Raw genomic sequence first — 25946 nt, forward strand, 5'->3', positions numbered from 1 at the left:
GGCGTCCGGGGATCAGCGCGAGGTCAGCTTCCAGAGGTGGTCCGCCGTGCCGTTGTCGGTCCACTGCAGGACCTGTGCGCCGGACGACGTGCTCATGCCGCTGACGCCCAGCAGGAGCCCGCTGTTGTAGTTGGCGATCTTGTAGTACCCGTCACGGGCCGGCAGGACCTGCCAGAGGTGGTCGGCCGTGCCGTTGTCGCCCCAGATCAGGGCGGCGCCCCCGGCCGCGGTGCTCGCCCCGTCGATGCCCAGCAGCAGTCCGCTCTTCTGGTTGACGATCTTGTAGAGGCCGGAACCCGCGGACGTCAGCGTCCAGTTCTGGTCCGTGCCCGTGGTGGAGGCCGACTGGACGACCGAAGTGCCCTGCGCCGTGCCCGCGTTCTGCGTGCCCAGCGCGAGACCGCTGTTCTTGTTGGTCATCTGGTAGCGGCCGGCCAGGGAGGCGTTCGTGCCGTTCGGGGTGATCACCAGGTGGTAGCCGTCGGCGGGGTTCATCGTGACGGGCACGGTGACCGAGCCGTTGCTCACGGTGTAGTCGGCGTCCGAGACGGTGATCGGGCCGGGGGAGGCGGTGGTGCGGCCGGTGTGCGGGCTGTACTCGAGCTTCACGTGGACGCTGCCGCCGAAGGCCGGCAGGGAGGAGAGGCCGTTCACGGTCACGGCGCAGGACCCGGTGCAGCCGCCGGCGACGACGCTGATCCGGTTGCCCGCGCCGTCGAGGGAGGCGAGACCGTCGATGCCGGTCTGGGCGGGGGGCGTGGTGACGAGCATGTTGCCCGACATGTCGCCGTACCACTTGTACGTCCAGTAGGCGCCGTTGGGGGAGCCGCCCGTGTCGGTGAGGGTGTCGCCGAGGGTGCCGTAGTGGTTCCAGAAGGCGAGCTCCGCGTCGCGCACCCCGGCCCGCTCGAACTTGGCGGCGTAGCCGACGAGGGCTCCGGAGTTGCCCATCTCGTCGGGGGTGCCGTACTCCTCGATCGCGATCGGGCGCGGGCTGATGCCGAGGCTCGACTCCAGTGAGCGGTAGGCGGCGACATGGGCGGCGATGCCGGCGCTTCCTCCCAGCTCGTGCCAGGCGATGACGTCGGGGACCGTGCCGCTCGCCTTGGCGGCGGTGAGGAACGAGCTCATCCGGGACTGGTTCCAGGACGAGTGGCTGGGCCCCTGGATGGGCGTCCTGGTGTCCTTGGCGCGTACCTCCTTGTAGGTGCGTGCCCAACCGGCGTCGAACGCACCGGCCTTCGCGGTGTCCCAGGTCCAGTCGGGCTCGTTCCACAGCTCGTACGCGCTCACGTTCGTCGCGCCCGAGGACTGCACGGAGGCGATCTGTTTGTCGACCGCGGACAGCCAGTCGGTCCAGCTCACCCACCTGTAGGGGAAGTTCGGGTACCAGTCCGGCATGCGTACGACGACCTTGGCGCCGGCGCGGGCCGCCTTCGGCGCGACGACCAGGGCGTCCCCGGCGGGCCTGGGCTCGCCGTTGGGCAGCTGGGAGCCGCCCGGGGCCATCTGCACGAAGGTGTTCGGCTTCAGGGCGGCGACCAGGCCGTCGGTGGGGGTGGCGTTGTCCGCGAGGCCGTAGAGGCCGCCGCTCGCGACATGGGTGACCGGACGCAGGGTCCGGGCGGCGTCGACGACCAGCGTGGTGGCGGCGGTGGGCGCCGCGCCGGCGGGGGCCGCCGTGGTCAGCGCGCCGGCGGACAGCGCGGCCACGGCGACGGTGGCGGTGACGGTGAGGCGTGCGGGCAGGGTCACTCTGCTGCGGCTCATGAAGGGAGTTCTCCTCACGGAGGGAGGGACGGGGGGACAGGGTCAGTCCTTGACCGCGCCGGCGGTGACGCCCGCGGCCACATAACGCTGGGCCAGTACCAGCAGGACCGCTGCGGGGACGGAGGCGACGACGGCGGTGGCCATGATCGCGTTCCACTCCTGGTTGTTGTTGCCGATGTACTTGTAGATGCCGAGGGTGATCGGCCTCAGGTCGCCGCCGCCGTCCAGGGTGGTGGCGAAGACGAAGTCGGACCAGGCCCACAGGAACGAGAAGAGGGAGACGGTGACTACGGCGTTGCGGCTGACCGGAAGCACCACCGACCAGAAGGTGCGCAAGGACCCCGCCCCGTCGATGCGGGCGGCGGAGACGAGTTCGCCGGGGATGCCCGACATGAACGCGGTGAAGATCATGACGCCGAACGGCACCGCGATGGTGGAGTCCGCGATGATCAGTCCCCACCAGGAGTCGAGCAGACCGAGGTCCAGGAAGACGCCGTAGAAGCCCATCGCCATGACGATGCCGGGGATCATCTGCGCGACGAGCAGGAACAGTCCGAGGGCGCCGCCGCCGAGCGGGCGGAGCTTCGCCAGCGCGTAGCCGGCCGGGGCGGCGAGCACCAGGGTGAGGACGACCGTGCCCAGGCCGATGAGGAGACTGGTGCCCAGGTAGGGAAGCTGGTCGTCGAGGACGGCGCGGTAGCCCTCGAAGGTCGGGTGCAGCGGGAAGAGGTCGGGCGGGGACTTGCGCATGTCCCGCTGCGGGGTGAGGGACACGTTCAGCATCCAGTACACCGGGAACAGCATCAGCGCGGTCAGGACCAGCCCGATCACGGTGTGACGGCGGGACGACGCGGGGGATGTCACGCTTCCTGCCTCCTCTGGACACGGATGTACAGCAGGCCGAAGACGAGCGCGATGAGGATGAGGATGTTCCCGACCGCGGCGCCGGGGCCGAACCTGGGCAGCAGCGTGCCGAAGCCCAGCTGGTAGGACCAGGTGGCCAGCGTCGAGGAGGAGTCCCCCGGCCCGCCCTTGGTCATGATCCATATCAGGTCGAACACCTTGAGGGTGTAGACCAGCCCGAGGAGCAGCGTGATCGCCGACACCGGTCGCAGCAGCGGGACGGTGATGCGGCGGAACTGCTGCCAGGCGCCCGCTCCGTCCAGCGCCGCCGCCTCGTACAGCTCGGCCGGGACGTTCTGCAGGCCGCTGTAGAGGATGACCAGGTTGAACGGGATGCCGATCCAGATGTTGGCGACGATCACCGAGGTCAGTGCCCAGTCGGGCGAGGTGAGCCAGCCCACCGGGTCCACGCCGATCACGTGCAGGGCGTAGTTCACCACGCCCGACTCGCTGTTGAACATCCAGGACCAGCTCGACGCGGACACGATCAGCGGCAGCAGCCAGGGGATCAGGAACAGGGCCCGCAGGGTCGGGGCCAGGCGGAAGTGCCGGTTGAAGAAGACGGCGAGGGCGAGCCCGATGACGTACTGGAAGGCGATCGAGACGAACGTGAACACCAGGGTGTGGCGCAGCGCCGGGCCGAACGTCGGGTCGTCGAGCACCTTGCGGAAGTTGTCCCAGCCGGTGAAGGGCGCGTCGCCGGAGACGAAGGAGCGGACCGTGTAGTCGCGCAGGCTCAGATCGAGGTTGCGGTAGAGCGGATACAGGTAGAAGGCGGCGAGGTAGGCGATCAGCGGTGCGACGAAGGCGAGCGCGGCCAGCCGGCCGCGTAACCGGCCGGGACGTCGCGGCGACGCCGCGTCGGAGCCGGCCGCCTTCGCCTCCGCCCGCCGGGGCCGGTCTGCAGGGACGACGGTCATGTCGGCCTAGCCCTTCTGCGCGCCGGCCTGGGCCGTGTCGAGAGCGGACTGCGCGCTCTTGCCGCCGGAGAGCGCGGCCTGGACGGCGGTCCACAACGGCTGGGAGATGGTCGGGTATGTGGTGCCCAGCCCGCCGCTGGTGCGGCCGCGCGCCGCCGCCACCGCGGCCACCCACGGCTTCAGCTTCGGGTTCTGCCTCACCTGCTCGGCCTGGACGGCGGCGACGGGCGCCACGTAGGTGAGCGTGGTGTCGCTGGCCAGCAGGTTCGCGTCGCTGGTCAGACAGGTGACGATCTTCCCGGTGACGTCGTAGCGGGCGGTGTCCTTCTGCACGGGCACCGTGACGAACTCGCCTCCTGTCGGCACCGGCGCCGAACCGCCCTTCTGTGCGGGGATGTTGATGACGCCGTAGTCGAAGCCGGCCTTGTCGGCGTTGCCGAGCTGCCAGGTGCCGTTCTCGCCGAAGGCGTACTCGCCGGTGGCGAACTCCTGCCAGCTGGTGGTCTGGGTGTTCTGCAGGACGTCCTTGGGAGCCAGTCCGTCGTCCACCCACTGCTTCCACAGTGACAGCGCGGCCACGCCCTTCGCCGAGTTCAGCTCCTTGAGGTCGGCGCCCGCCCCCCAGAACCAGGGCAGGAACTGGAAGCTGCCCTCCTCCGTGCCGATCGCGGAGAAGGTGATGCCCTTCTTGCCGGTCGACCTGACCTTCTGCAGGGCCGCGGTGAGGGAGTTCCAGTCCTTGACGGAGGCCGGGTCGACGCCGGCGGCGGACAGGACCTTCTTGTTGTAGTAGAGGCCGAGCGTGTTGGCCCCGATCGGGATGCCGTACGCGGCCCCGTCGATGGTGCCGGCGCCGATGATGTTCTGCTGGACCGACTTGGTGTCGAGACCGAGGTCGCTCGTCCTGTTGAGGATTCCCGCCTCCACCAGGGTGGAGACGACGGGGTTGTCCACCAGCATCACATCGGGCGCGTTGCCCTGCTGGGCGGCCAGCAGCGCCTTGTTGCCCAGGTCGGTGGTGTCGTAAGCCGTCCGCTTGAGCGTGACGCCGGCCTTGGTCCCGCACCGGCTGACGCGCTTGCCCCACGCGGAGGAGGCGTCGAACTGCGGGTACGGGTCCCAGAAGGAGTAGGTCCCGCCGCCGGCGTCGGAGGCGCCGGAACTGTCCGAGCCCCCTGCGCAGGCGGCGAGCGACGCGAGCGTGCCGACGGCGGCGAGCGCGGCGAGGAGGGTGCGGCGGGACGGTATCACGGGGTGACCTCGTTGTCGTAGTGGTCTGTAGTTGTCCGTGGTGGTGCGTGGTGGTAGGTGGTGGTCCGTGGTGATTCGTCATGGTCCTTGGCGGTCCGCGGTCCTGCGGTCGTCGGTGCGGGGCGTGGCCGCCGTGAGGCCGCGCGGGAGCCGGGTTCAGGACAGGGGCAGCCAGACGCGCATGCCTCCGTCCTCGCGGTTGGCCCAGGCGTAGTAGGGGACTGCGGTCAGTTCGACGCGGTCGCCGCCGTCCGGTCCGGGGATCTCGACCGCGTCCGCGGGGACGTAGGGCCACCAGCCCCGGTCGGGGACGGCGCGCCGGCGGCCGGCCGCCACCACCGTCGTGACGCCGCCGAGCAGGTCGGGTCGCTGTTTCACGACGAGCGGGCGGGTGGGGTCGAGGACGATGTCGTCCAGACCGCCGTCGGGATGGTCGGCCTGTTCCAGGCAGTACACGAGAGGTCCGCGCTCGATCGCGACACAGCCGCGCACCGCGTCCACCCGGGGGTCGGCGGCGGTCAGCCGGGGTTCGAGCGGCAGCTCCAGGACCACTTCGTCGCCGGGCGACCAGGTGCGCTCCAGGCGCAGCCAGCCCTCGGCCGCGGGCGCGTCGTACGGCTCTCCCGCGCAGCGGACGCGGAAGTCGCGGGACCACTGCGGGATGCGCAGGGAGAGCGTCCAGGGCCGGTCGGCGGGAGTCTCCTCCACGGTCAGGCGGATCGTGCCGTCCCAGGGGTAGTCCGTCTCGGCGCGCACGGCGATGCCCTCGGCCGTGTAGCGGCCGCCGACGTACTGGTGGATCTGCAGCCCCGATGCGTCGCCGCTGGCCAGGTAGTGCTCGAGGCTCGCCAGCAGCCGCATGACGTTGGGCGGGCAGCACGCGCAGCGGAACCAGCGGGTGCGGCGGGCCGACTGGTCGCCCCCGGGGTCGGTGTGACCGTCGCGGACCTGGAGCGGGTTGACGTACAGCCAGCGCTCGCCGTCCAGGGAGACGCCGGCCAGGAAGCCGTTGTAGAGGGTGCGTTCGATCAGATCGCCGTAGCGGGCCTCGCCGGTGAGCAGGGCCATGCGCCAGCTCCACTGGACCGAGGCGACGGCCGCGCAGGTCTCGCAGTAGGCGCGCTCGTTGGGCAGTTCGTACGGGTCCCCGAAGTCCTCCGCGTCGTGATGGGCGCCGAGTCCGCCGGTCAGGTGCGTCTTGGTGGCGGTCATGGCCCGCCACAGCCGTTCGCCCGCCGCGCGCAGTTCCGCGTCCCCGGTCTCCAGCGCCAGGTCGGCCGCCCCGGCCAGCAGGTACAACTGCCGTACGGCGTGCCCCTCCACGTCCGTGGCCTCGCGCAGCGGCACGCGGTCCTGGCAGTAGGCCTCGCCGCCGAGCAGACCGTGTCCGTAGCGGTCGACGAAGTAGCCGGCCAGGTCGAGGTAGCGGCGCTCCCCGGTCTCCCGGTACAGCTCGACCAGGGCGGTCTCGACCTCGGGGTGTCCGTCCACGCCGTCGACGGGCCTGCCGCTGCCGGGCGGTCCGAAGACGGAGTCGATGTGGTCGGCGAACCGGACCGCGACGTCGAGGAGTTCGGTCCCGCCGGTGGCCCGGTGGTGGGCGACCGCGGCCTGGATGAGATGGCCCGCGCAGTACAACTCGTGGCCCCAGCGCAGGTCCTGGTAGCGCCGGCCGTCCTTGACCAGCTGGAACCAGGTGTTGAGGTAGCCGTCGGGCTGCTGTGCGGCGGCGACCAGGCCGACGATCCGGGCCACCTGGTCGGCCAGACCTGGGTCAGGAGCCTGGGCGAGCTGCCAGGCGGCCGCCTCCAGCCACTTGTACACGTCGGTGTCCACGAAGGGGTAGGCGCCCCGGAACTCGCCCTCGTCCGCGCCGGCCGCGAGCCGCAGGTTGTGCAGGTTCCCGGCGGACTCCAGCAGTTCCGGTCCCTGCGGGACGCAGACACGGGCGTTGGTCGCGCGGCGGGCGTGCCAGAAGCCCGTGGTGATGCCCACCGCCGTGGGGCGTAACGCGGCACGGGCGTCCGGACCGAGGCGGACCGGCCCCGGGGCGGGGAGGGCGGAACGGGTGCGGGGCATGACTCTCCGGGGGTGAGGGCGCCGAGGAGGAGGGGCGAGTCGGCGTCTGATGCGGAAGCTGGTTGGGAAACCGTTTTCTCGTCGTGAAAGTAGAGGGCAGCGGACCTGTACGGTCAAGAGCCCGGGCACGGATTCTTCTGGCCCGCGCACGGATCTCCCCGGACTGGCGCATCCCGTCACCGCCTGCCACCATGGCGGACGTCCCCTCGCTGAGGAAAAGGTTTGCTCGTGACCTCTGCTCCAGGTTCTCCCTCCGACGGCCGGGCCCGGCTGACCGACGTCGCCGCCCTCGCCGGCGTCAGCGTCGGCACGGCGTCGAAAGCGCTGAACGGTGGGGGGCGCATGCGTCCCGAGACGCGTCAACGCGTGATGGACGCGGTCGAGGAGCTCGGATTCAGGCCGAACCAGCACGCGCAGAGCCTGCACAGCGGCCGCAGCTGGACGGTCGGCCTGATGACGACGGACGGCATCGGCCGCTTCAGCATCCCCGTGCTGCTGGGCGCCGAGGACGCGCTCGGCGCGGGGAAGATCTCTGTCCTGCTGTGCGACACCCGGGGCGACTCGATCCGTGAGCAGCACCATCTGCGCAACCTCATGGACCGCCGGGTCGACGGCATCATCGTCGCCGGACGCCGTACCGACCCGCGGCCGCCGCTGCCCGGGGTGGAGTCCGTTCCCGTCGTCTACGCGCTCTCACCGTCCACCGATCCCTCCGACACCTCCGTCGTCACCGACGACCGCGGGGGAGTGCGGCTGGCGATCGACCATCTGGTGTCCACCGGACGCACCCGCATCGCGCACGTCACCGGTCCCGAACACCATGCCGCAGCCCGCGAACGGGCGCGGTACGCGGTCGAGGAACTGGCGGACTCCTCGCTGGAACCGTCGACGCGGCGGATCCACTTCGGCGAGTGGAGCGAGGCGTGGGGCCGTCGGGCCGCCGACGCGGTGCTGCGCACGGCCCCGGACACGGACGCCTTCTTCTGCGGCAACGACCAGATCGCCCGGGGTGTGGCGGATGCCCTGCGCGAGCGCGGGGTCGCGGTGCCGGCGGACGTCGCCGTCGTGGGCTACGACAACTGGGACACCATGGCCCTGGCCAGCCGTCCGCCGCTCACCACCGTCGACACCAACCTCGCCGAGATCGGCCGGATCGCCGCCCTGGAACTGCTGCGGGCCATCGACGCCGGGCCCGGGCCCGGCGTGCACACCGTGCCGTGCCGACTGGTGGTCCGGGAGTCCAGCTGAGCGACGCCGTCGAGGTGCGGCCCCGAGGCCGTGCCGTCACCGGGCCCTGTCCGACGCCCACGACGCCCGAGGGCGGGGCCGTGGGCCGCCTGGAGGGCGCCGTGCTCAGGGGCGGGGCGCACGCGCCCGGCTCCCGTGAGGACCGCTCACCGGCGAGCGGCTGACCGGGGCGAGCGAGGTCTCCTTCGGCGGCTGCCGCGTCCTGCCCGTCACCGGCCGGGGCCGGGCGCTCATGACGTCGGGAACGGTGCCCGCCGCCGTCGGGCCCGGCCGCGTCGAGGCCCGCCTCCGGGGCCTCCTCCGGGGGACGCGGTGGCCGGGAACGAACACGCGGCGCGACCGGGGCCGTCGCTCAGACGTTGCGGCGGTACTGGCCGCCCACCTCGAAGAAGGCGTCGGTGATCTGCTGGAGGGAGCAGACCCGGGCTGCGTCCATGAGGACGGCGAAGACGTTGCGGTCGTTCACCGCCGCGTCCTTGAGGGCGGCCAGCGCCGTATGCGCCGCGTCACGGTGACCTGCCTGGAAGTTCCGCACGCGCTCCAGCTGCGAGAGCTTCTCCTCCTCGGTGGCGCGGGCGAGTTCGATGACGCCGGGCTCGGCGGTGTCGGCGTGCGGGTTGCGGAAGGTGTTCACGCCGATGATGGGCAGCGTGCCGTCGTGCTTGCGCTGCTCGTAGAGCATCGACTCGTCCTGGATCCGCCCGCGCTGGTAGCCGGTCTCCATGGCGCCGAGCACGCCGCCGCGCTCGCTGATCCGGTCGAACTCCTGCAGCACCGCCTCCTCGACCAGGTCGGTGAGCTCGTCGATGACGAACGACCCCTGCAGGGGGTTCTCGTTCATCGCCAGGCCCCATTCCCGGTTGATGATCAGCTGGATGGCCAGGGCCCGGCGCACCGACTCCTCGGTGGGCGTGGTCACCGCCTCGTCGTAGGCGTTGGTGTGCAGGCTGTTGCAGTTGTCGTAGATCGCGATGAGCGCCTGCAGACTGGTGCGGATGTCGTTGAAGTCCATCTCCTGGGCGTGCAGGGAGCGTCCGGAGGTCTGGACGTGGTACTTCAGCTTCTGGCTGCGCTCGTTCGCGCCGTACTTCTCCTTCATGGCGACGGCCCAGATGCGGCGGGCCACCCGGCCGAGGACGGAGTACTCCGGGTCCATGCCGTTGGAGAAGAAGAACGACAGGTTGGGCGCGAAGTCGTCGATGTGCATGCCCCGGGCGAGGTAGGCCTCCACGTAGGTGAAGCCGTTGGCCAGGGTGAAGGCGAGCTGGCTGATCGGGTTCGCCCCGGCCTCGGCGATGTGGTAGCCGGAGATGGACACCGAGTAGAAGTTGCGGACCTTCTGCGCGATGAACCACTCCTGGATGTCGGCCATCATCCGCAGGCTGAACTCGGTGGAGAACAGGCAGGTGTTCTGGCCCTGGTCCTCTTTGAGGATGTCGGCCTGGACCGTGCCGCGCACGTTCGCCAGCGCCCGCGCCCGCAGTTCGGCCGCCTCCTCGGGGGAGGGCGCGCGGCCCTCGGCGGCGCGGAAGGCGTCCGTCTGCTGGTCGATGGCGGTGTTCAGGAAGAACGCCAGGACCGTCGGAGCCGGTCCGTTGATGGTCATGGACACGGAGGTGGTGGGCGCGACGAGGTCGAAGCCGTCGTACAGCGCCTTCATGTCGTCCAGGGTGGCCACCGACACGCCGGAGGTGCCGACCTTGCCGTAGATGTCGGGTCGTTCGTCGGGGTCGCGGCCGTAGAGGGTGACCGAGTCGAACGCGGTGGACAGGCGGGTGGCCGGCTGGCCCTCGGAGAGCAGTTTGAAGCGTCGGTTGGTGCGGAACGGGTCGCCCTCGCCGGCGAACATGCGCGCCGGGTCCTCGCCGTCGCGCTTGAACGGGAACACCCCGGCGGTGAAGGGGAACCGGCCGGGCAGGTTCTCCCGGCGCCAGAACCGCACCAGTTCGCCGTGGTCGGTGAAGCGGGGCAGCGCGACGCGCGGGATCTTGTTCCCCGACAGCGACTCGCGGGTCAGCTCGGTGCGGATCTCCTTGTCCCGGATCCGCACCACCTGCTCGTCCCCGGAGTAGGAGGCCACGACGGCCGGCCACTCGCGGAGCTGCTCGGCGATCGCGTGCGGGAGGCCCGCTCGGGCCGTTTCGAGGAGCCCCCGCACGTTCGCGGCGTCGGAGCCGGCCTCGGCGAGCTCCTCGCCGACCGTCTCCAGGCGCTGCACCCGGCGCGCCGCCTCGGCCAGCCGGTCGGTCTCGGCGTGATAGGCGCGGATGCTGTCGGTGATCTCGGCGAGGTAGCGCACACGGTCCGCGGGGACCACCTGCCGGATCGCGGAGGAGTGGCGCACGTCGACCGGCGCCAGCGTGCCCTCCGACAGCGGCAGTCCCTTCTCCGCCAGGGCGGCCTTGAGATGTTGGTGGAGCGCGGTGACCCCGTCGTCGTTGAAGGTGGCCGCCGAGGTGCCGAACACCGGCATGTCCTCGGGCCGCATGCCGAACGCCTCGCGGTTGCGCACCAGTTGACGTCCCACATCACGCATCGCGTCCTTGGCGCCGCGCCGTTCGAACTTGTTGATCGCCACGACGTCGGCGAAGTCGAGCATGTCGATCTTCTCCAGCTGTGAGGCGGCCCCGAACTCCGGCGTCATCACGTACAGCGAGGTGTCGACGAACGGCACGATCGCCGCGTCGCCCTGGCCGATGCCCGGCGTCTCCACGATCACCAGGTCGAAACCGGCCGCCTTGACCACGTCGATCACGTCGGACAGGTGCTCCGGCAGCTCATGGCTGCCGCGGGTGGCCAGGCTGCGGAAGAAGACCCGGTTGCCGTCGAGCGAGTTCATCCGGATCCGGTCGCCGAGCAGCGCGCCGCCGCCGCGCCGCCGGGTGGGGTCCACCGCGATCACCGCGATCCGCAGCTTGTCCTGCTGGTCGACCCGGAACCGGCGCACCAGTTCGTCCGTCAGCGACGACTTGCCCGAGCCGCCGGTGCCGGTGATGCCCAGCACCGGGGTGTTCCGCCCCGCCGCGGTGGCCCGCAGCTGGTCGACGAAGTCCCGCGGCAGCTTGCCGAGTTCCGCGCCGGTGATCGCGCGGGCGATGGCGAACCGGTCGCCGGCGAGCACACCGGACGCGTCGGCAGGCTTGCCGTCCCACAGATCGAAGTCGCAGTCCCGGACCACCGAGTTGACCATCCCGGCCAGGCCCATCCGCTGCCCGTCCTCCGGTGAGAAGATCGTCACTCCGGCGGCGCGCAGCCGGGCGATCTCCTCGGGGACGATGACGCCGCCTCCGCCGCCCACCACCCGCACGTGATCCGCTCCCCGCGCGTGCAGTGACTCGACCAGGTACTCGAAGTACTCCACGTGCCCGCCCTGGTACGAGGAGACGGCCACGCCGTGCGCGTCCTCCTCCAGCGCCGCGTCCACGACCTCCTGGACGGAGCGGTTGTGCCCGAGGTGGATCACCTCCGCGCCCTGGGACTGGAAGATCCGCCGCATGATGTTGATCGATGCGTCATGCCCGTCGAACAGGGCCGAAGCCGTGACCAGACGGACGGGGTGCACGGGACGGTGCAGATCGCTCATGGGGCCTTCCCAGACAGATCACGGTAACGCTGACTGAGAAAATAGTAGGACGTCCTAGTAAATGTTGCGAGTGCGGTGTGACCGGATGCACAGACAGTGAAGGGGGAAAGCGGAGGGGGACGGCGGCGGGGAGAGCCGAGCCGCACGCGGAGGCGGGGCCGGTGCCCGGGGGCGGTCGAACGACGCCCCCGCGCCCCCGGGGCCGGCCGGGGCGGGGCGGGGGCCCCGCCGGCCGGTCGGCTCGGCGCTCTCGGATCAGAGCTGGCCGGACGCCGAGATGGTGATCTTCGCCGAGGTGTTGCCGCCACGGGAGCCGAGCGCCTCGATCTTCCTGACGAGGGCCATGCTGTCCTCGTCGGCGACCTCGCCGAACACCACGTGCTTGCCGTCGAGCCAGTCCGTCACGACCGTGGTGACGAAGAACTGCGAGCCGTTGGTGTTCGGGCCCGCGTTGGCCATGGACAGCAGGCCGGGACGGTCGTGCTTGAGCTGGAAGTTCTCGTCGGCGAACTTCTCGCCGTAGATGCTCTTGCCGCCGGTGCCGTTGCCCCGGGTGAAGTCGCCGCCCTGGAGCATGAAGGAGGGGATGACCCGGTGGAAGGAGGAGCCGGCGTAGCCGAAGCCCTTCTCGCCGGTGGCCAGCGCGCGGAAGTTCTCCGCCGTCTTCGGCACGACGTCCTCGAAGAGGTTGAAGTTGATGCGGCCCGCGGGCTCGTCGTTGATGGTGATGTCGAAGTAAACCTTGATCGTCATACCTCTATCCTGCACGGTCCCCCGGGTGCTGTCGCACCGCGGGGTGCCGTGTCGCGGGCCCGCGGCCTCACGGGCGTCTCGCCCCGGCCGGGCCGGGCGGATCGGCGACCACGCTGATCTGCGCAGACGTCGCACGCACGGTCAGTCGACCGGCCAGGTGTGCGCCGGCGCGTTGAGATGCATGTAGTCGATGTACTGCCGCGTCATCCGGCGCAGCGCCTCATGGCGGCCGACGTGGGCGGCGGCCGAGACGCGATGGAACGCCTCCTTCTGCCAGACGGCCCCGTTACGGCCGGTGACACAGCGCTGCTCGATGATGCCGAGCAACGGCTCCCGCCAGGCCGCGTCCATGCCGGAGCGCTCCAGACCCCGGTGGGCCAGCGGCAGCAGCCGCCGCAGGACCAGCTCCGGCACCGGCACCTCGCCCGCCCCGGGCCAGTACAGCCGCGCCTCGATGCCGTGCCGGGCCGCCGCGTGCAGGTTGTCCTCGGCGGCCCGGAAGGACATGCGCGACCACACCGGCCGCTCCTCCTCCACCAGGGCACGGGTGATCCCGTAGTAGAAGGCGCCGTTGGCGAGCGTGTCGGCCACGGTCGGGCCGGCCGGCAGACAGCGGTTCTCCACCCTGACGTGCGGCTGGTCGTTCGCGACGGCGTACACCGGGCGGTTCCAGCGGTAGATCGTTCCGTTGTGCAGGGTCAGCTCGGCGAGTTCGGGCACGTCCCCCGCGGCCAGCGTCTCGCGCGGATCCTGGTCGTCGCAGATCGGGAGCAGCGCAGGGAAGTAGCGCAGGTTCTCCTCGAAGAGGTCGAAGACGCTGGTGATCCACCGCTCTCCGAACCACACCCGGGGGCGCACGCCCTGCACCCTGATCTCCTGCGGGCGGGTGTCGGTGGCCTGCTCGAACAGCGGGATCCGGGTCTCGTGCCACAGCTCCCGGCCGAACAGGAACGGCGAGTTCGCCGCCAGTGCCACCTGGACGCCGGCGACCGCCTGCGCGGCGTTCCAGTACGGGGCGAACTCGTCGGGGGAGACCTGGAGGTGGAACTGGGTGCTGGTGCACGCGGCCTCGGGGGTGATGGTGTCCGCGTAGGTGCGCAGACGGTCCACGCCGTCCAGCTCGATGCGCAGGTCCTCGCCCCGCGCGGCGAAGACCTGGTCGTTGAGCAGCCGGTAGCGGGCGTTCTCCGACAGCGCCTCCTCGCCGACGTCCTCCTGCCGCAGGGTCGGCAGGATCCCGACCATGATCAGGTGTGTGCCGACCGAGCCGGCGCGCTCCTCGGCGTGATTGAGCGCGGCACGGATCTCGGACTCCCAGGCGTCCGGCCCGCCCTGGGTCAGACGGCGGGGCGGAACGTTGATCTCCAGGTTGAAGCGGCCCAGCTCGGTGGACCAGGCCGGGTCCGCGATCGCCTCCAGGACATCGGTGTTGCGCATGGCCGGCTCGGCCTCGTCGTCGACGAGGTTCAGCTCGATCTCCAGGCCCACCTGCGGCCGCTCGGACTCGAACCGGGACTCGCGCAGCATCTGCGCGAACACGTCGAGGTTCTCCTGCATCTTGACCCGGTACCGGCGGCGGTCCTCGCGGGTGAAGACCAGCGCCGGGACATCTCGTCCCATCGGTCCTCCCGGCTCGCCCGGTGGCGGACGCCTCGTGCCTCCAGCCTGGCACCACGGGCCGTCCGGCACCACGCGGAACGACGGACGCCGCCCGGGGTGTGCGTGCGGCCGTCGAGACGTCCCGGATCGGGGCGTGCCGGAGCGGGGCGTCCGGGCGGCCGGGGCGTCCCGGACGGGTGCCTCAGGCGGGGCCGGACGTCTGGCCGGTCAGGCGCCGCAGCTTCCGTTCGGCGTCCCGGGCCTCCTGTTCGGCCCGGGCCACGGCGTCCGCGGCCGCCCGGCGCCGTTCGTCGGCCGCCCGGCGCTCCCGCTCCGCCCGGCGGAGGTCCTCCTGCGCATGGCGCAGGTCCTGCTCGGCCCGGCTCAGCCGCTGCTCGGCCTCGGCCTGCTGCCGACGTGCCTGGTCCTGGCGGTCCTGTGCGTGCCGCAGTTCCCCCTCGGCGTCCGCGTGCGCCGCCCGCAGCTCGCCGAGCCGACGGCCGGCCGACTCGGCCGCCCGGCGGGCCTCGTCCTCCTGCTCCTGCCGGCGACGGCGCCGTTCGGCGAGTTCGTCCTTCGCCCGCGACCGCGCCGACGGCTGCGACGACTTCGACGGCCGCGGCGCAGCCACCGCTCCGGCCGGCTCCCCGGTCGTCGTGCCTGCGCCGGCGGGGAAGTCCGCCGGCGGCGTCAGGGCGTTCTCCAGGCGGCCCGCGGCCCATCGGTCGGCGGCGTCCTGGTCGGCGAGCACGGCGCGCAGAGTCGCCTCGACGTCCTGCCGGGCCGCGTCCGAGAGCCTGTGACCGGCCTCGCCGGCCAGCTCGGCGGCCTGCCGGGACAGCGCCGAGACGATGCTCCGCCGCTGCTCGGACAGCTCCTTGATCCCCTCGGCGTCCAGGTTCCCGTAGGCCTCACGCAGCGCCCGCCCCAGTTCCAGGAAGCGCCGGCTCTCCTGTCCCCGCGCGCGCAGCAGCAGGTTCGCCGCCCAGGCCGCGAGCGTGGGGCGGCGCGCCGCGTGGATCCTGCGGGCGTCCTGCGGCCGTCCGTCGGTCCTGGCCGCGGCGGCCCGCTGCTCACGCAGCGAGACGAAGTCGGACGGCGGCGTGGCGTAGAGCTCGTCGAGGACCTCCTCCACGTCGTGCGTCCCGCCGGGCCGCCGCACTCCCTTGCCCACCATGATCGCCAGCTTCCACCCGCCCGGCCGGTGACGCACCTCGAGGCCGGTCCCCGCCCCCGTCCCGTCCCCGCCTCGTTCCCGTATGACGTGGGCGTCGTCCGGAGCCCGTTCGCCGTACGTCCGCTGACGTCCCGACAGCACCGGCCGGCCGCACTGTTCGGCGGGGCGACCGGCGACGAGGGGACAGGTTCGCGCACACGCGCCGGACGGAGGGCCACGGCGGGACCGTCGTCCTGCCGGACGTGTGCGCCTGGCGGGCCGGGAGGACCGGGCAGCGGGTCGGCGGGTCGGCGGGGGCGATCACGTCGGCTTCGTCCACGGCGCTCACCGACGGGGCGACGGAGGAGCGGCCCGCGCGCCGCTGACGGGCACGGCCGGGCAGGACGACCGCACGGCTGCGGGACCGGATTCCACGCCGGGCCGGAGAAGCGATGACGCCGCCGCCCCGGCCCGTGCGTCAGCGACTGCGCAGGGCGCTGGTGGTGAAGAATCCCGTAGCTGCGGCGCTGACCAGAGCGCAGACGGCCAGGAGGGCGGTACGTCGCATCGAAGGGCCTTTCCGGTGATGACGAGTGGGTCCTGCCCAACGCCGCCGGGCCCCCTGCCGGTTCGCTGTCGGACCTGAGCCACTCGTTCGGACGCGGCCAGGCGTGTGCGGGCCCACTCCGGGCGGACGGCACGACGCGCGGGCGCCGCACCGGACGGGCGGCGCCGGCGGGCGACCAGCAGCCGTCGCGCCCTGCCCGGCACGGCCGCCTCCGCCCGCTCCCACCGCCCGCCCCCGGGCTCCCGCCCGCGCCGGCCTGGCCGGCGACCGGGCCGGCGGTCGGGTCGGCCGGCGTTCCGGTCAGCCGTCGACGGCGGGATGTGACCGCCTCCATTGCACCGAGGGCGTCGGGCGGCCAGTCTCTGTCCTCGCACGTTTTTCCGAAGAACTGTTATTCGTCGCTTCCGTGGAGATCCCCGATGCGACGGACAGCATCGTTCGGATTCGACGACAGGGAAGCTGCAATGAGTGAACGGCACACGGTGGAGGCGACGGCGCTGGTGACCGCCGCGCGAGCGGGCGACCAGGCGGCCCAGGACGCGCTCGTCGGCGAGTACCTCCCGCTCGTCTACAACATCGTGGGCCGGGCGTTGAACGGCTCGGTGGACGTGGACGACGTCGTGCAGGACACCATGCTGCGCGCCCTGGACTCGCTCGGCGCGCTGCGCGATCCGGAGAGCTTCCGCTCCTGGCTGGTGGCCATCGCGATGAACCAGGTCCGGGCGCACTGGAACCGGCGGCAGCCGACCGGTGCCGCCGTGGACGAGGCCGACGAAGTGGCCGATCCGGGCGCCGACTTCGTCGACCTGACCATCGTGCGACTGCAGTTGTCCGGCCAGCGGCAGGAGACCGCGCGGGCCACGCGCTGGCTGGAGCCGGACGACCGGGGGCTGCTGTCCCTGTGGTGGCTGGAGTGCGCCGGTGAACTGACCCGTGCCGAGATCGCCGAGGCCCTCGCCCTGACGCCGCGGCACACGGCGGTCCGCGTCCAGCGGATGAAGGCTCGACTCGAGGCGGCCCGCGTGGTCGTGCGGGCCGTGGACGCGCAGCCGCCCTGCCAGGAGCTGCGCGGTGAACTCGCGGGCTGGGACGGCCGGCCCTCGGCGCTGTGGCGCAAGCGCATAGCCCGGCACGCGCGCGAGTGCGCGCAGTGCTCCGGCCTGTGGAGCGGACTGGTGCCCGCGGAAGGGCTGCTGGCCGGTCTCGCGCTGGTCGCGGCGTCGTCCGCCCTGCTCGCCCGGACGCGCTCCGCCGCCGACGCCGTCGCCCTGGCCGGTTCGGCGTCCTCGCTCCCCGAGGGCGGACCCGACGTCACCGTCCGGCCGGGCTCGCGCCACGCGGAGGGCGGCCGGACCGCCTCCCGTACCGCGGCCCGGCGCAGGCGGCGCACCCGGCGACGCGCGGTCGGCGGCGCGATCGCGGCGGCATGCCTGGCGGGCGGCGGCCTCCTCTACTTCGGCCTGCGGCCGCAGGACGGGGCGCAGGACAGCACCGCCGTACGACCCGTGGACGACGCGCTGGTCACCGGCCGTCCCACGCCCCGCCTCGGCGACGAGAACCCGCCGTCCTCCTCCCCGACGCCGTCCGCCTCGCCGAGCGCGAGCGTCTCGCCGCGTCCCCGCAAGAGCGCCACCGCGTCCGCGTCGCCCGCGGCGAAGCCGGCCGGGTCGCGTCCGCCGGCCTCCCGGACGCCGACCGTGCGGTCCGGGTCGTCCGACCGCTCGGCCCAGGTGATCGCGCTCGTCAACCAGGAGCGGGCGACGGCGGGCTGCGGGCCCCTCACCGAGGACCCCCTCCTGCGCAAGGCCGCGCAAGGGCACTCCGACGACATGGCCGCCCGCGGCTACTTCGACCACACCGACCCCGACGGCGTCGACCCGGGTCAGCGCATCACGGCCGCGGGCTACCGCTGGTCCACGTACGGGGAGAACATCGCCATGGGGCAGCAGACGGCCCGGTCGGTGATGACCTCCTGGATGAACAGCCCCGGTCACCGCGCCAACATCCTCAACTGCGCCTTCAAGAACATCGGCGTGGGCATCCACGACGGGGCGGGCGGCCCGTGGTGGACGCAGAACTTCGGGGCCAAGCTCTGAGAGCTCCGAGCTCTGACCGCGCTGCCCGCTCCGACCGGGTGCCGCGACTCCGCGCGCCGGGAGGAGCGGGCGCGCGTCGTACGGACCGGCGCCCCACGGTTCCACCGCCGCTACCCCGCCGTCGCCCCGCCGCCGTCGCCCCGCCGCGCCGCGTGGTCGCGCGGCCCCGGGCGGCAGGTCATCCGCCCGAGGTCAGGTGGGCTCCCGGGTCGGCCAGGCGTCCGGCGTTCGCCCGGTCGGCCAGCAGGCGCCGCACGGCGGGCGCGGGCATGCGGACCACCACCGGCTGCGGCAGCGTCACCTCCTGCACGGCCGTCGAGCCCCGCCCCGACACCCGGTCGGACACCTGGGCCACGACCCGTACGTCCAGCGTGAACTGCACCAGCACCGACTCGAACTTGGGCTTGTGCAGCGGCATGGAACCGGCGCCGTTGGCGGTCGTGTCCGTTGCGCTGCCGACGCCCTCCGCGACCCCGAGGAGCTGGTTCAACCGGAACTCGTCGGCATTCAGGACACCCGCGCCGAACAGACCGCGTGCCGACCTGCCGTGCTCGTTCGCCTGCTGGCCGTCGCCCCCGGTCGGGCGCGGCGCGTCCAGCCCGCTCTGCGCGACGGTCTCGAACGTCATCTTGTCGCCCACCCCCAGCACCCGGCCGCCGCGCAGCCGGGCGTGCAGAGAGGTGTGCAGGTCCTGGCCGGACGCGCCGGTCGCGTGCACCGGCGGGAGGTCCACGCCCGCGGCGGTCAGCAGCGGCAGCGCCGCGATGAGCCACTCCGTGGAGACGGCCTCGCGCAGCAGATGGAAGGCAGCCTCTCCGCCGGTGCGGAAGCGTGCGCTCCCGCCCGCCCGCCGCACCGCGTCGTCCACGGCCTGCTGTACCCGGGGCGTGCCCTGGAACCCGTTGACCTGCGCCTCCATCGGCAGCCGCACCCCACCCCCGCGCCAGGCGCCGAGCCGGTCGGCGCCGCCCTCCGAGGCGTCGAACCCGCGCCTGCCGGCCTGCCGGGACGGCACGGGAACGAGCTCCGCGAGAGCGCGCAGGTCCGCGGTGAGGACGCGATGGGTGAGCTGCAGACCGTCCAGCTCGGCCAGGGCCACCCGGCGGTCGCCCTCGAAGATCTCCAGGCGCGCCGCCATGGGAAGGCTCATCCGGGCCGACGGCGCGGACGCCGCCTCGGCGACGGTCTTCACCCCCGTCTGGGCCCGCCCGACGTTCACCGAGCGCCGCGAGTCGCTCGCCGACACGCCGAGGCCCGCGGCCGCGCCGACGCCCTTCAGCTGCCCCGCGCCGCCGTCGGGCTTCCCCGAGCCCGCCAGCACGCCCTCCACGCCCCGGCTGTCGCTCTCGTCATGGGCGGCCGCCCGCTGAGCGGCGGCGGAGGTGATGTACTCCATGTCCCGGCCGTCGGACGCCGTCTGCGCGTACCTGCCCCGACCGGTCCGGCGGACGCTGAACACCGCCCGGTAGGGCCGCTTGCGGCCGTCGAACAACTCGACGCCCACACCGCCGTCCATCGCGCTCGACAGCAGGCCCGCGGAGCCGTCCCGGTCGAGCACCCGCAGCAGCCGCTGCACGTTGTCGTGGCGGTCCGTCAGCCGGGTCCGCGGCAGCAGGCCGTCGGCGAGGGGCGCGCCGAGCCTGCCGCGGACCGCCTCCAGCAGGGGCACGAAGTCGGGGAGGTCCTCGATCATGCCGAAGCCGAGCGGCAGTCTCCGGGGCAGCCCGGGGGCGGGGGCCGGCGACGGCCTCTCGGCCCCCTTCGCGGAACTTTCCGTCCCTTCCCCCTCGGTTTCACGCGTCCGCGTGGCCCGCGAGGGCTCGCCGCTCTTCCCGGCGGCCGCCCTGCCGCCCGTGCCGGAGACCGCGTCCTCGCGCCGCTCCTCGCCGGGCACGGTCAGCCCGGCCGCCCGCACCTGGTCCGCGGTGAGCCACACGGACACGGCCGCCGGCGCCGTGCGACCGCCGCGGGCCACGTACGGGCCGCCCCCGGTCACCTTGACCTCGGCGACCATCCGCACCACCAGATCGCACTGGACGAGGTGGAGAGCGCTCTTGCGGGAGGTGTGGGCGTTGCGTTCCACGGTGCCGACGAGGGTGTGCGCCGCGGTGTCCCCGGCGCCCAGGGTGCGGCCGGCCGCGACCCCCTCGGCGAGCCGCCACTCGGAGCCGTTCTCCAACCCCGTCAGCCCGCCCTGCACCGTGGTGTTCCGGCTCCTGCCCTCCTGGCCGGTGACCTGGTGCCCGCCCAGCACGAACGTCTCGGTGCCCGCCCCGGCGCCCTGGTGCACGATCCGCGGGGCGGTCAGCGCGAACCGGACGCCGACCGCGCCGTTCAGCTCGGCCGCGCGCCGCGCGTACCGCAGGCCGGACACCACCCAGCCCGCGGACACCGCCTGCCGCAGCGCCGCCGTCACGGCCTGCGGACCGAACCGCTCCTCGATCGCGAGCCGGGGCGCGAGCCCCTCCGTCTCCAGTGCCCTGTCCCTGCGCGGCCGCCCCGCGGGATCCCGCTCGTTCCGTGCCGCGGCCCGTGCCAGCAGGTCGAACGCCAGCTCCCGCACGGGCCGTCCGTCGCCGACGGTCTCCACCAGCGTCCAGTCGCGCAGGCCCCCGCCGCCCAGCTGCGCGGGAGCCAGGCCGGCCAGGTCGCCGATGCCCGCCGCGCCGAAGTCGGCGTTCCCGGGGTGGTGTCGCGCCCTGCGGGAGGCGGTGCCGGTGTCCAGCCGCTGCTTGCCGGCGTCGTCCAGGGTGAACGCGGTCGGGGTGAGCAGCCGCACGTCCTGCGCGTCGAGCGGCAGCGTCTCGAGGTGCTCGGCCGTCGGCGTGTCCCGGCCCGGCGCGCCCGGCGTGAGGGCGCGGGCCGTCTTGCGCTGCCTGCTGGTCATGGTGACGCCCACGCTCAGACTCAGCGCCCCGCCGAACACGCTCGCGCTCTCCGAGCCGTTGGTGAGGACGTCCGTGCGCAGGGTCGGGCCGGCCTGCCCGCGCCGGGTCGTCGTACGGCCCTTCTCGGCGCGCGCCGACAGCGTCAGCGCGCCGGGGATCAGCCGGAACTGCCCGAGGGCCATCCCGGCCACGGTCCGCGAACTCGCCCGCCCGCTCTGCACGTTGCCGGAGACGCTCGCGTGGGAGCGCACCAGCCAGTCCTCCCTGTCGCCGAGATAGCCGGTCTCCCGCAGCGAACCGGTGACCCTCAGCTGCACGTCGTGCGTGTGGAAGCGGGACTTGCGCCGCATCCGCACCCGGATGCCCGACGACAGCAACTGGTCCTTGTTGACGCGCAGGTTGGTCTCCGACAGGACGGTGACCAGCTCGCGGTAGTTGCGGCGCTGGACCTCGGCCTCCTCCGGGCCGGGCTCGCGCTCCCGCTCCTCCTCGCCGAAGGCGGGCAGATAGCCGGCCAGCCGGGGGTCGGTCGCGAAGAGCTCCCGCACGGCCCGCATCATGGGCTCGGTGTCCAGCCGGCTGATCGCCACGCTGGACCCCATCGCGCCGAAGGGCAGATGCCGTACGAGGTGCTCGGGCGCCAGGCCCGCGGCCCCCCGCTCCTGAGGTTCCGCACCGGCTCCGCCCCTGCCGTCGGCGTCCCGTGGCTCCGGCGACCCGTGCGTCCGCGGTGTCTCCTGCGCTCGGCCCTTCCCCTTGCCCTCGGTCTCCCCGGGGCCGCCGGAGTTCCCGGCGTCCGTGCCCGGCCGCAGCGGCCGCTTCACGAACTCGCCCGCGGTCACGCCGTCCGGCAACGGCAGGCCCAGCTCCTTGGCCTCGTCGGCGCGCAGACTGATCCACACCCGCATGGAATGGTGCGCGGTGCGGCCGCCGCCCCGCGCCCGGGTCAGGGGCGAGCTGGGACCGCTGCCCTCGACGGTGAACAGGACCGTGCCCAGATAGAGCACCTTCTCGCCGCGTACTTCCGCGCCCTGCCGGCTGGACACCGTCTGCTCGGCGACGCTGAACCGCGTCTGACGCGCACCGACCACCGGCATGACGGTGCCGCGCACGGCCGCGGCGTTGCCGAGGACGCCGAACCCCGCCGCCGGGCCGACGCCGAAAGCCCCGCCGCGGCCCTTGCCCGCGGTGTCCGTGACCGCGTGCTGGGTCTGCTGGTGGGTGCGCAACTGCGTCTTCCCGGTGCTCCAGCCCGGAGCCAGCCCGGTGATCGCGGCACGCATCCGGTAGGTGCCCGTGGTGCTGCCGTCCCGGCTGGTCAGATCCTCGCCGACCACCCCTTCGCGCAGCAGCCGGGGCAGGTCCTCCAGCACCGTCGCGGTGGCGGTGGCCTCGTACAGCCTGGCCCGGCCGGGGGCGCCGGGCCAGGTCAGCGACGGATGCAGCGCAGCGGCGACCGCGTCGAAGAGCCCGCCGCCGCCCTGGTGCGGGGCGGCGGTGTCCGCGACGGCGAGCGGGGCCATCGAGTCGGCCAGGGACACCGCCCGCGCGGTCGTGGCCTCCACCGGACGCGGCGGCGCAGACGCCCCGGCGGAGACCGGCACCAGATGCTCCACCGGCACGCGCATCGTGAGGGCGCCGGTCCCGCTGAAGCGCCGCGCCGCGCGCGTGCCCTCCTTGCTGAGACGCACGCCGTAGCGCACGCGGCGCGGCACCTCGACGGACCCCTTGTCGCTGCGCAGCACCCGGGGTTCGGCGACGGCGCGCTGGGTGCGCGAGTCCCGGGACGACTGGAACGGCTGGGCGTTGACGGTGGCCGCCGCTCCCGCCCAGACGGCGGGCGCCACCGGGGCCAGCCCGAACGCGGTGAACGACAGGCCCTTGGAGGCGGAGGACCCCGCGCTGTGGGCCACGGCCGCCGCGGTCTGGTGCTGCACGTCCACCTTGGTGGCCGCGCCCTCCGCGTCGGGGTTCGTGAGGGAGAAGACGCCGGGCCGGTCGTCGTCGGCGGGGGAGACGGTCACCGTGACGTCGTAGTGGTCCGTGCCCGGGGACCCGGAGACCGCGAAGGCCCGGCCGCGCCCGTAGAACGACTCGGGCCGCCCGGCGAGTTCCGCGGCGATCTCGGCGACGACGCCGTCGCGGCGGCCCACGTGGGCGGCGAGGGTGTCCGTGACGAACTCGTGGCCGGTGAGGCCGTACGCCGTCGACAGCCCGCCCGCCTCCATGTACCGCAGATACGGCGGGAGTTCGAGGGCGTCGTCGTCGACCTCGGGGAGCGCGTCCAGCGCCGGCCGGGCGCCGCGGCCGGCGGCGGAGGAACCTGTCCGTCCGGCCGCGGACGTGCCGGTCCGGCCGGCTGGACCGGCCCCTCTGAGGGTCGCGACGGTGGCCGCGTTGCCCGCGGTCTGCTGCAGCCCCAGCAGGGGGTTCGGCTCACGGCCGGGTCCGGCCGCCCGGGGCCCACGGGGCGCCGGGGAGAACCGCTCGCGGGCACTGCCGTGACGGTCGCCGCCCGGCTGTTGTCGATCTCGCACGCGCGTCAGCGTAGGGACGGACCGACCGGCCGGCGGCCGGTGCACGAAGTGTTCAACTCCCGTACGTCCAGGCGTCGTCGACCCACTCCGCAGCGACGCCTGGACCGGTCAGCCGAACCTGATGTCGGCCTGGCCGAACACGCAGTTCACGCCGTCCGCCGTCGCGTCGAGCTTCTCGGGCTCGCCCCCGGTCACACCCCGGAACTTCTGGCAGGGCACGATCTCGCGGTCGGGGTCGCCCAGCACGGTGATGCCGCTCAGCCGGGCCGTGTCGCCGAAGTTGCCGTTGATCCCGACCAGTTCACCCCCGGGAGCGGTGGCCGTGACGTTCTCCAGCACGACGTCGCGCCGGAACTGCTTCGAGCAGTTGCCGCAGGAGCGCACGAGCTTGCCGAAGTCGGCCACCTCGAAGTTCCGCACGGTCAGCGTGCCGGCCCCGTTGAACTGGAACACCTTGTCCGCGGCCCGGGCGGCGCCACCGCCGTTGACGACGTACCTGGCGTCGGCCGACTCGCCGAGGAAGGTCGCGGCGTCCTCGCCGACGTCCTCCCAGAACACGTTCTCCAGGGTGCAGCCGCCCAGACAGTGGACGCCGTCCGCGGCGGGGGCGCCGAGGACGACGTTCTTCAGGACGGCGCCGTCGGCGAGTTCGAACAGCGGGTCCTGGCCCTCTTCCTGACCGTCCCCGGCCGGCGCGCCCGCTGCCGTGAACCGGGTCCGGCCCCCGTCGAAGACGCCGGTGACCCGTCGTGTCGCGGTGAGCTGCACCTCGCCGGCCGCCTGCGGCCCGGCGAGCACCCGCACACCCGCCGCCGTGCCGCCCGCCTGCGGCCGGTCGGTCGCGAGAGCGGCCTGCGCCGCTATCGCGAGGCTCAGGACGCCGGCCGCGACCGCGGCGATCAGCGGAGTTCTGTTCTGAGACCTGCGGTGCCCGGAGTGGGGAGAGCGAGCTGTCACGTGATCACCGCGCCTTTCCGAAAGCAGTCAGGACTGCATACGGGCACCGCGGCACGGGTGTTCACCGGTACGGACGGGCCGGGCGGGGGTGGCCGCGCCCGACATGCGGCCACCCCCGCCCCTGTGATCCGGGCGCTCCCGGGCCCCGAGCGAATGTCTCGGGGAGGAGGGCCGGAGGCGTCCCGGAGGTGTGCTCCGCCGGCCGTGCGAACCGCGGTCCGGGCGTCGCACCGCGGGGACGGCGGTTCGAGCTCAGTAGGTGTGCAGGGTGAGTCCGTAGCGGCCGAGGATCTCGTTGACCGGCTGGAACCAGGTCTCGCCGCCGGAGGAGCAGTTGCCCCAGCCGCCGGAGGTGACGCCCTGTGCCTGGTCCCCGCTGATGAACGAGCCGCCGGAGTCGCCGCCTTCGGCGCAGACGCTCGTCTTCGTCATCTGGTGCACGGCGCCCTGGCTGTAGTTGACGGTCTCGTTCTTCGCGAGCACCGTCCCGCAGTGCCAGTGGGTGGTCGACCCGGAGCGGCAGACGGAGGAACCCACGGGCGCCTCGGCGGAACCGCGCACCAACTGGTCGGGGACCGTGCCCCAGCCGAGCACGACCGGCACGGTCCACCAGCCGCTGCCCACGCTCACCCAGGCGTAGTCGTTGTCGGGGAACGAGGAGCCCCGGAACTCGCCGACGTACGAGCCGTCCCAGCCCCGGACGCCCGCGCCGGCGCCGCCGCAGTGGCCGGCGGTGACGAACCCGCCGTAGACCGAGAAGCCTATGGAGCAGCGGACGTTGCCGGTGTAATAGGGGTCGCCGCCGACCGTGCCGGCCGCGAAGGTGCGCGGGGTCGCCGCGACGGTCTCGACGGAGACGGGAGCGGTGGCGCGGGCCTGCGCGAGGAAGCGCCGGACATCGTTGTCGTCGCGCCGGTCGCGGAGGACCGTGATCACGACGCTGTTCGCCGCCGGGTCGACGTGCCAGCTCGCCACCGCGGCGGGCGCGGTGAGCCGGTCGACGCGTGACTTGGCCGCGTCCAGCGTCCGCGCGCTGTGCTGGACGACGCGGACCACGGCTCCCGCGGAGCCGATCGCCGCGCGCGTGGCCTGCGACGCCCGCGAGGTGACGGCCACCGTCAGACGGCCGTCGGCGGCGTCGAACCACGACCCGGCGTACGCGGGGCCCGCCGTGCGGCGCGCCTCCGGTTCGAGCGAGGCGGCATCTCGCTCGGCCCGCAGCCGGGCGCTCGCCTGACGCTCGGTGAGCCCGAACTGCTGCCGCATGGCCCGCAACAGGCCTGCGGAGACGGGAGCCGCATCGCCGACGGCGGAGCCGGGCGCGTGGGAGGAGGAGTGTGTGGCGGGCGGGGCCGAGGCCTCGCCGCTCGCCGCCGCGGGGGAGATGCCCGCGCCGACGAGCCCGCCCAGGGTCAGCAGTGCGGCCAGACAGAGGCGGCCGGACCTTGTGCGTCTCATGGGAGTTGCCCTTCGTCGTTCCAGGAGTGGGGGTGGAACAGGGGCGGAACAAGGGTGGAACACATGCGTGAGAGCGCTCTCAGGTGGGGCGGGCAGAGCTTATTCCTTACTGAGTGTCAGGTCTATGCCAATGCGGAGACGGGTTTCGGACGCAGCCCGCCGCTCGCCGCCCCGTACCCT

At 73.2% G+C, this 25946-nt stretch carries 14 protein-coding genes; 2 read left to right on the forward strand and 12 right to left on the reverse strand.

Annotated elements, in window-relative coordinates; all coding sequences use genetic code 11:
• Positions 1 to 12 precede the first annotated feature (12 nt).
• The 5 genes from IE239_RS28540 to IE239_RS28560 form a co-directional block, all read right to left on the reverse strand.
• The gene (locus IE239_RS28540) at positions 13 to 1770 is read right to left on the reverse strand and encodes an RICIN domain-containing protein (protein ID WP_190152288.1); all 1758 of its coding nucleotides are present in this window, start codon (positions 1768 to 1770) and stop codon (positions 13 to 15) included.
• Between the two features lie 42 nt (positions 1771 to 1812).
• A complete protein-coding gene (locus IE239_RS28545) occupies positions 1813 to 2574 on the reverse strand; it encodes a carbohydrate ABC transporter permease (RefSeq protein ID WP_190152359.1) in 762 nt (253 codons plus the stop codon).
• A 56-nt stretch (positions 2575 to 2630) separates the two neighbouring features.
• Entirely contained in the window at positions 2631 to 3593 is a 963-nt protein-coding gene (locus tag IE239_RS28550) for a carbohydrate ABC transporter permease (RefSeq protein WP_190152289.1), read from the reverse strand.
• A 6-nt stretch (positions 3594 to 3599) separates the two neighbouring features.
• Positions 3600 to 4844, reverse strand: a complete 1245-nt coding sequence (locus IE239_RS28555; protein WP_190152290.1) for a sugar ABC transporter substrate-binding protein — start codon at positions 4842 to 4844, stop codon at positions 3600 to 3602.
• Positions 4845 to 5000: 156 nt separating this feature from the next.
• On the reverse strand, positions 5001 to 6923 hold the full coding sequence (locus tag IE239_RS28560; RefSeq protein WP_190152291.1) for a glycoside hydrolase family 127 protein: 1923 nt from the start codon (positions 6921 to 6923) through the stop codon (positions 5001 to 5003).
• Between the two features lie 228 nt (positions 6924 to 7151).
• Here IE239_RS28560 and IE239_RS28565 point away from each other — a divergent pair, with 228 nt between their 5' ends.
• Positions 7152 to 8171, forward strand: a complete 1020-nt coding sequence (locus IE239_RS28565) for a LacI family DNA-binding transcriptional regulator (RefSeq protein ID WP_190152292.1) — start codon at positions 7152 to 7154, stop codon at positions 8169 to 8171.
• A gap of 352 nt (positions 8172 to 8523) precedes the next feature.
• Here the strand turns inward: IE239_RS28565 and icmF are convergent, their stop codons facing one another.
• The 4 genes from icmF to IE239_RS28585 all read right to left on the reverse strand — a co-directional run bounded on the left by icmF (position 8524) and on the right by IE239_RS28585 (position 15283).
• Positions 8524 to 11754 (reverse strand): fused isobutyryl-CoA mutase/GTPase IcmF, encoded by a 3231-nt coding sequence (gene icmF / locus IE239_RS28570; RefSeq protein WP_190152293.1) that lies wholly within the window; start codon positions 11752 to 11754, stop codon positions 8524 to 8526.
• A gap of 255 nt (positions 11755 to 12009) precedes the next feature.
• Positions 12010 to 12507 carry a peptidylprolyl isomerase gene (locus tag IE239_RS28575; protein WP_190152294.1) on the reverse strand — a complete coding sequence of 166 codons (498 nt, stop codon included), beginning with the start codon at positions 12505 to 12507 and terminating at the stop codon, positions 12010 to 12012.
• A 141-nt stretch (positions 12508 to 12648) separates the two neighbouring features.
• Positions 12649 to 14127, reverse strand: coding sequence for a glutamate-cysteine ligase family protein (locus IE239_RS28580; protein ID WP_190152295.1), 1479 nt, complete (start codon positions 14125 to 14127; stop codon positions 12649 to 12651).
• Positions 14128 to 14308: 181 nt separating this feature from the next.
• A complete protein-coding gene (locus IE239_RS28585) occupies positions 14309 to 15283 on the reverse strand; it encodes a coiled-coil domain-containing protein (RefSeq protein ID WP_190152296.1) in 975 nt (324 codons plus the stop codon).
• Positions 15284 to 16294: 1011 nt separating this feature from the next.
• Between IE239_RS28585 and IE239_RS28590 the strand changes: the two genes are divergently transcribed.
• Complete coding sequence (locus tag IE239_RS28590; protein WP_190152297.1) at positions 16295 to 17926, forward strand: sigma-70 family RNA polymerase sigma factor; 1632 nt, start codon at positions 16295 to 16297, stop codon at positions 17924 to 17926.
• 178 nt (positions 17927 to 18104) lie between these two features.
• Here IE239_RS28590 and IE239_RS28595 read toward each other — a convergent pair whose 3' ends face one another.
• From IE239_RS28595 to IE239_RS28605, 3 genes are all read right to left on the reverse strand, one after another.
• The gene (locus IE239_RS28595; RefSeq protein WP_190152298.1) at positions 18105 to 23351 is read right to left on the reverse strand and encodes a hypothetical protein; all 5247 of its coding nucleotides are present in this window, start codon (positions 23349 to 23351) and stop codon (positions 18105 to 18107) included.
• A 108-nt stretch (positions 23352 to 23459) separates the two neighbouring features.
• Positions 23460 to 24308: a pectate lyase gene (locus tag IE239_RS28600; protein ID WP_229878365.1), complete on the reverse strand. Its 849-nt coding sequence runs from the start codon at positions 24306 to 24308 to the stop codon at positions 23460 to 23462.
• Between the two features lie 252 nt (positions 24309 to 24560).
• Complete coding sequence (locus IE239_RS28605) at positions 24561 to 25766, reverse strand: S1 family peptidase (protein ID WP_190152299.1); 1206 nt, start codon at positions 25764 to 25766, stop codon at positions 24561 to 24563.
• Positions 25767 to 25946 lie beyond the last annotated feature (180 nt).

Origin of the sequence: Streptomyces humidus, assembly GCF_014649655.1 — a bacterium.
Lineage (GTDB): Bacteria > Actinomycetota > Actinomycetes > Streptomycetales > Streptomycetaceae > Streptomyces > Streptomyces humidus.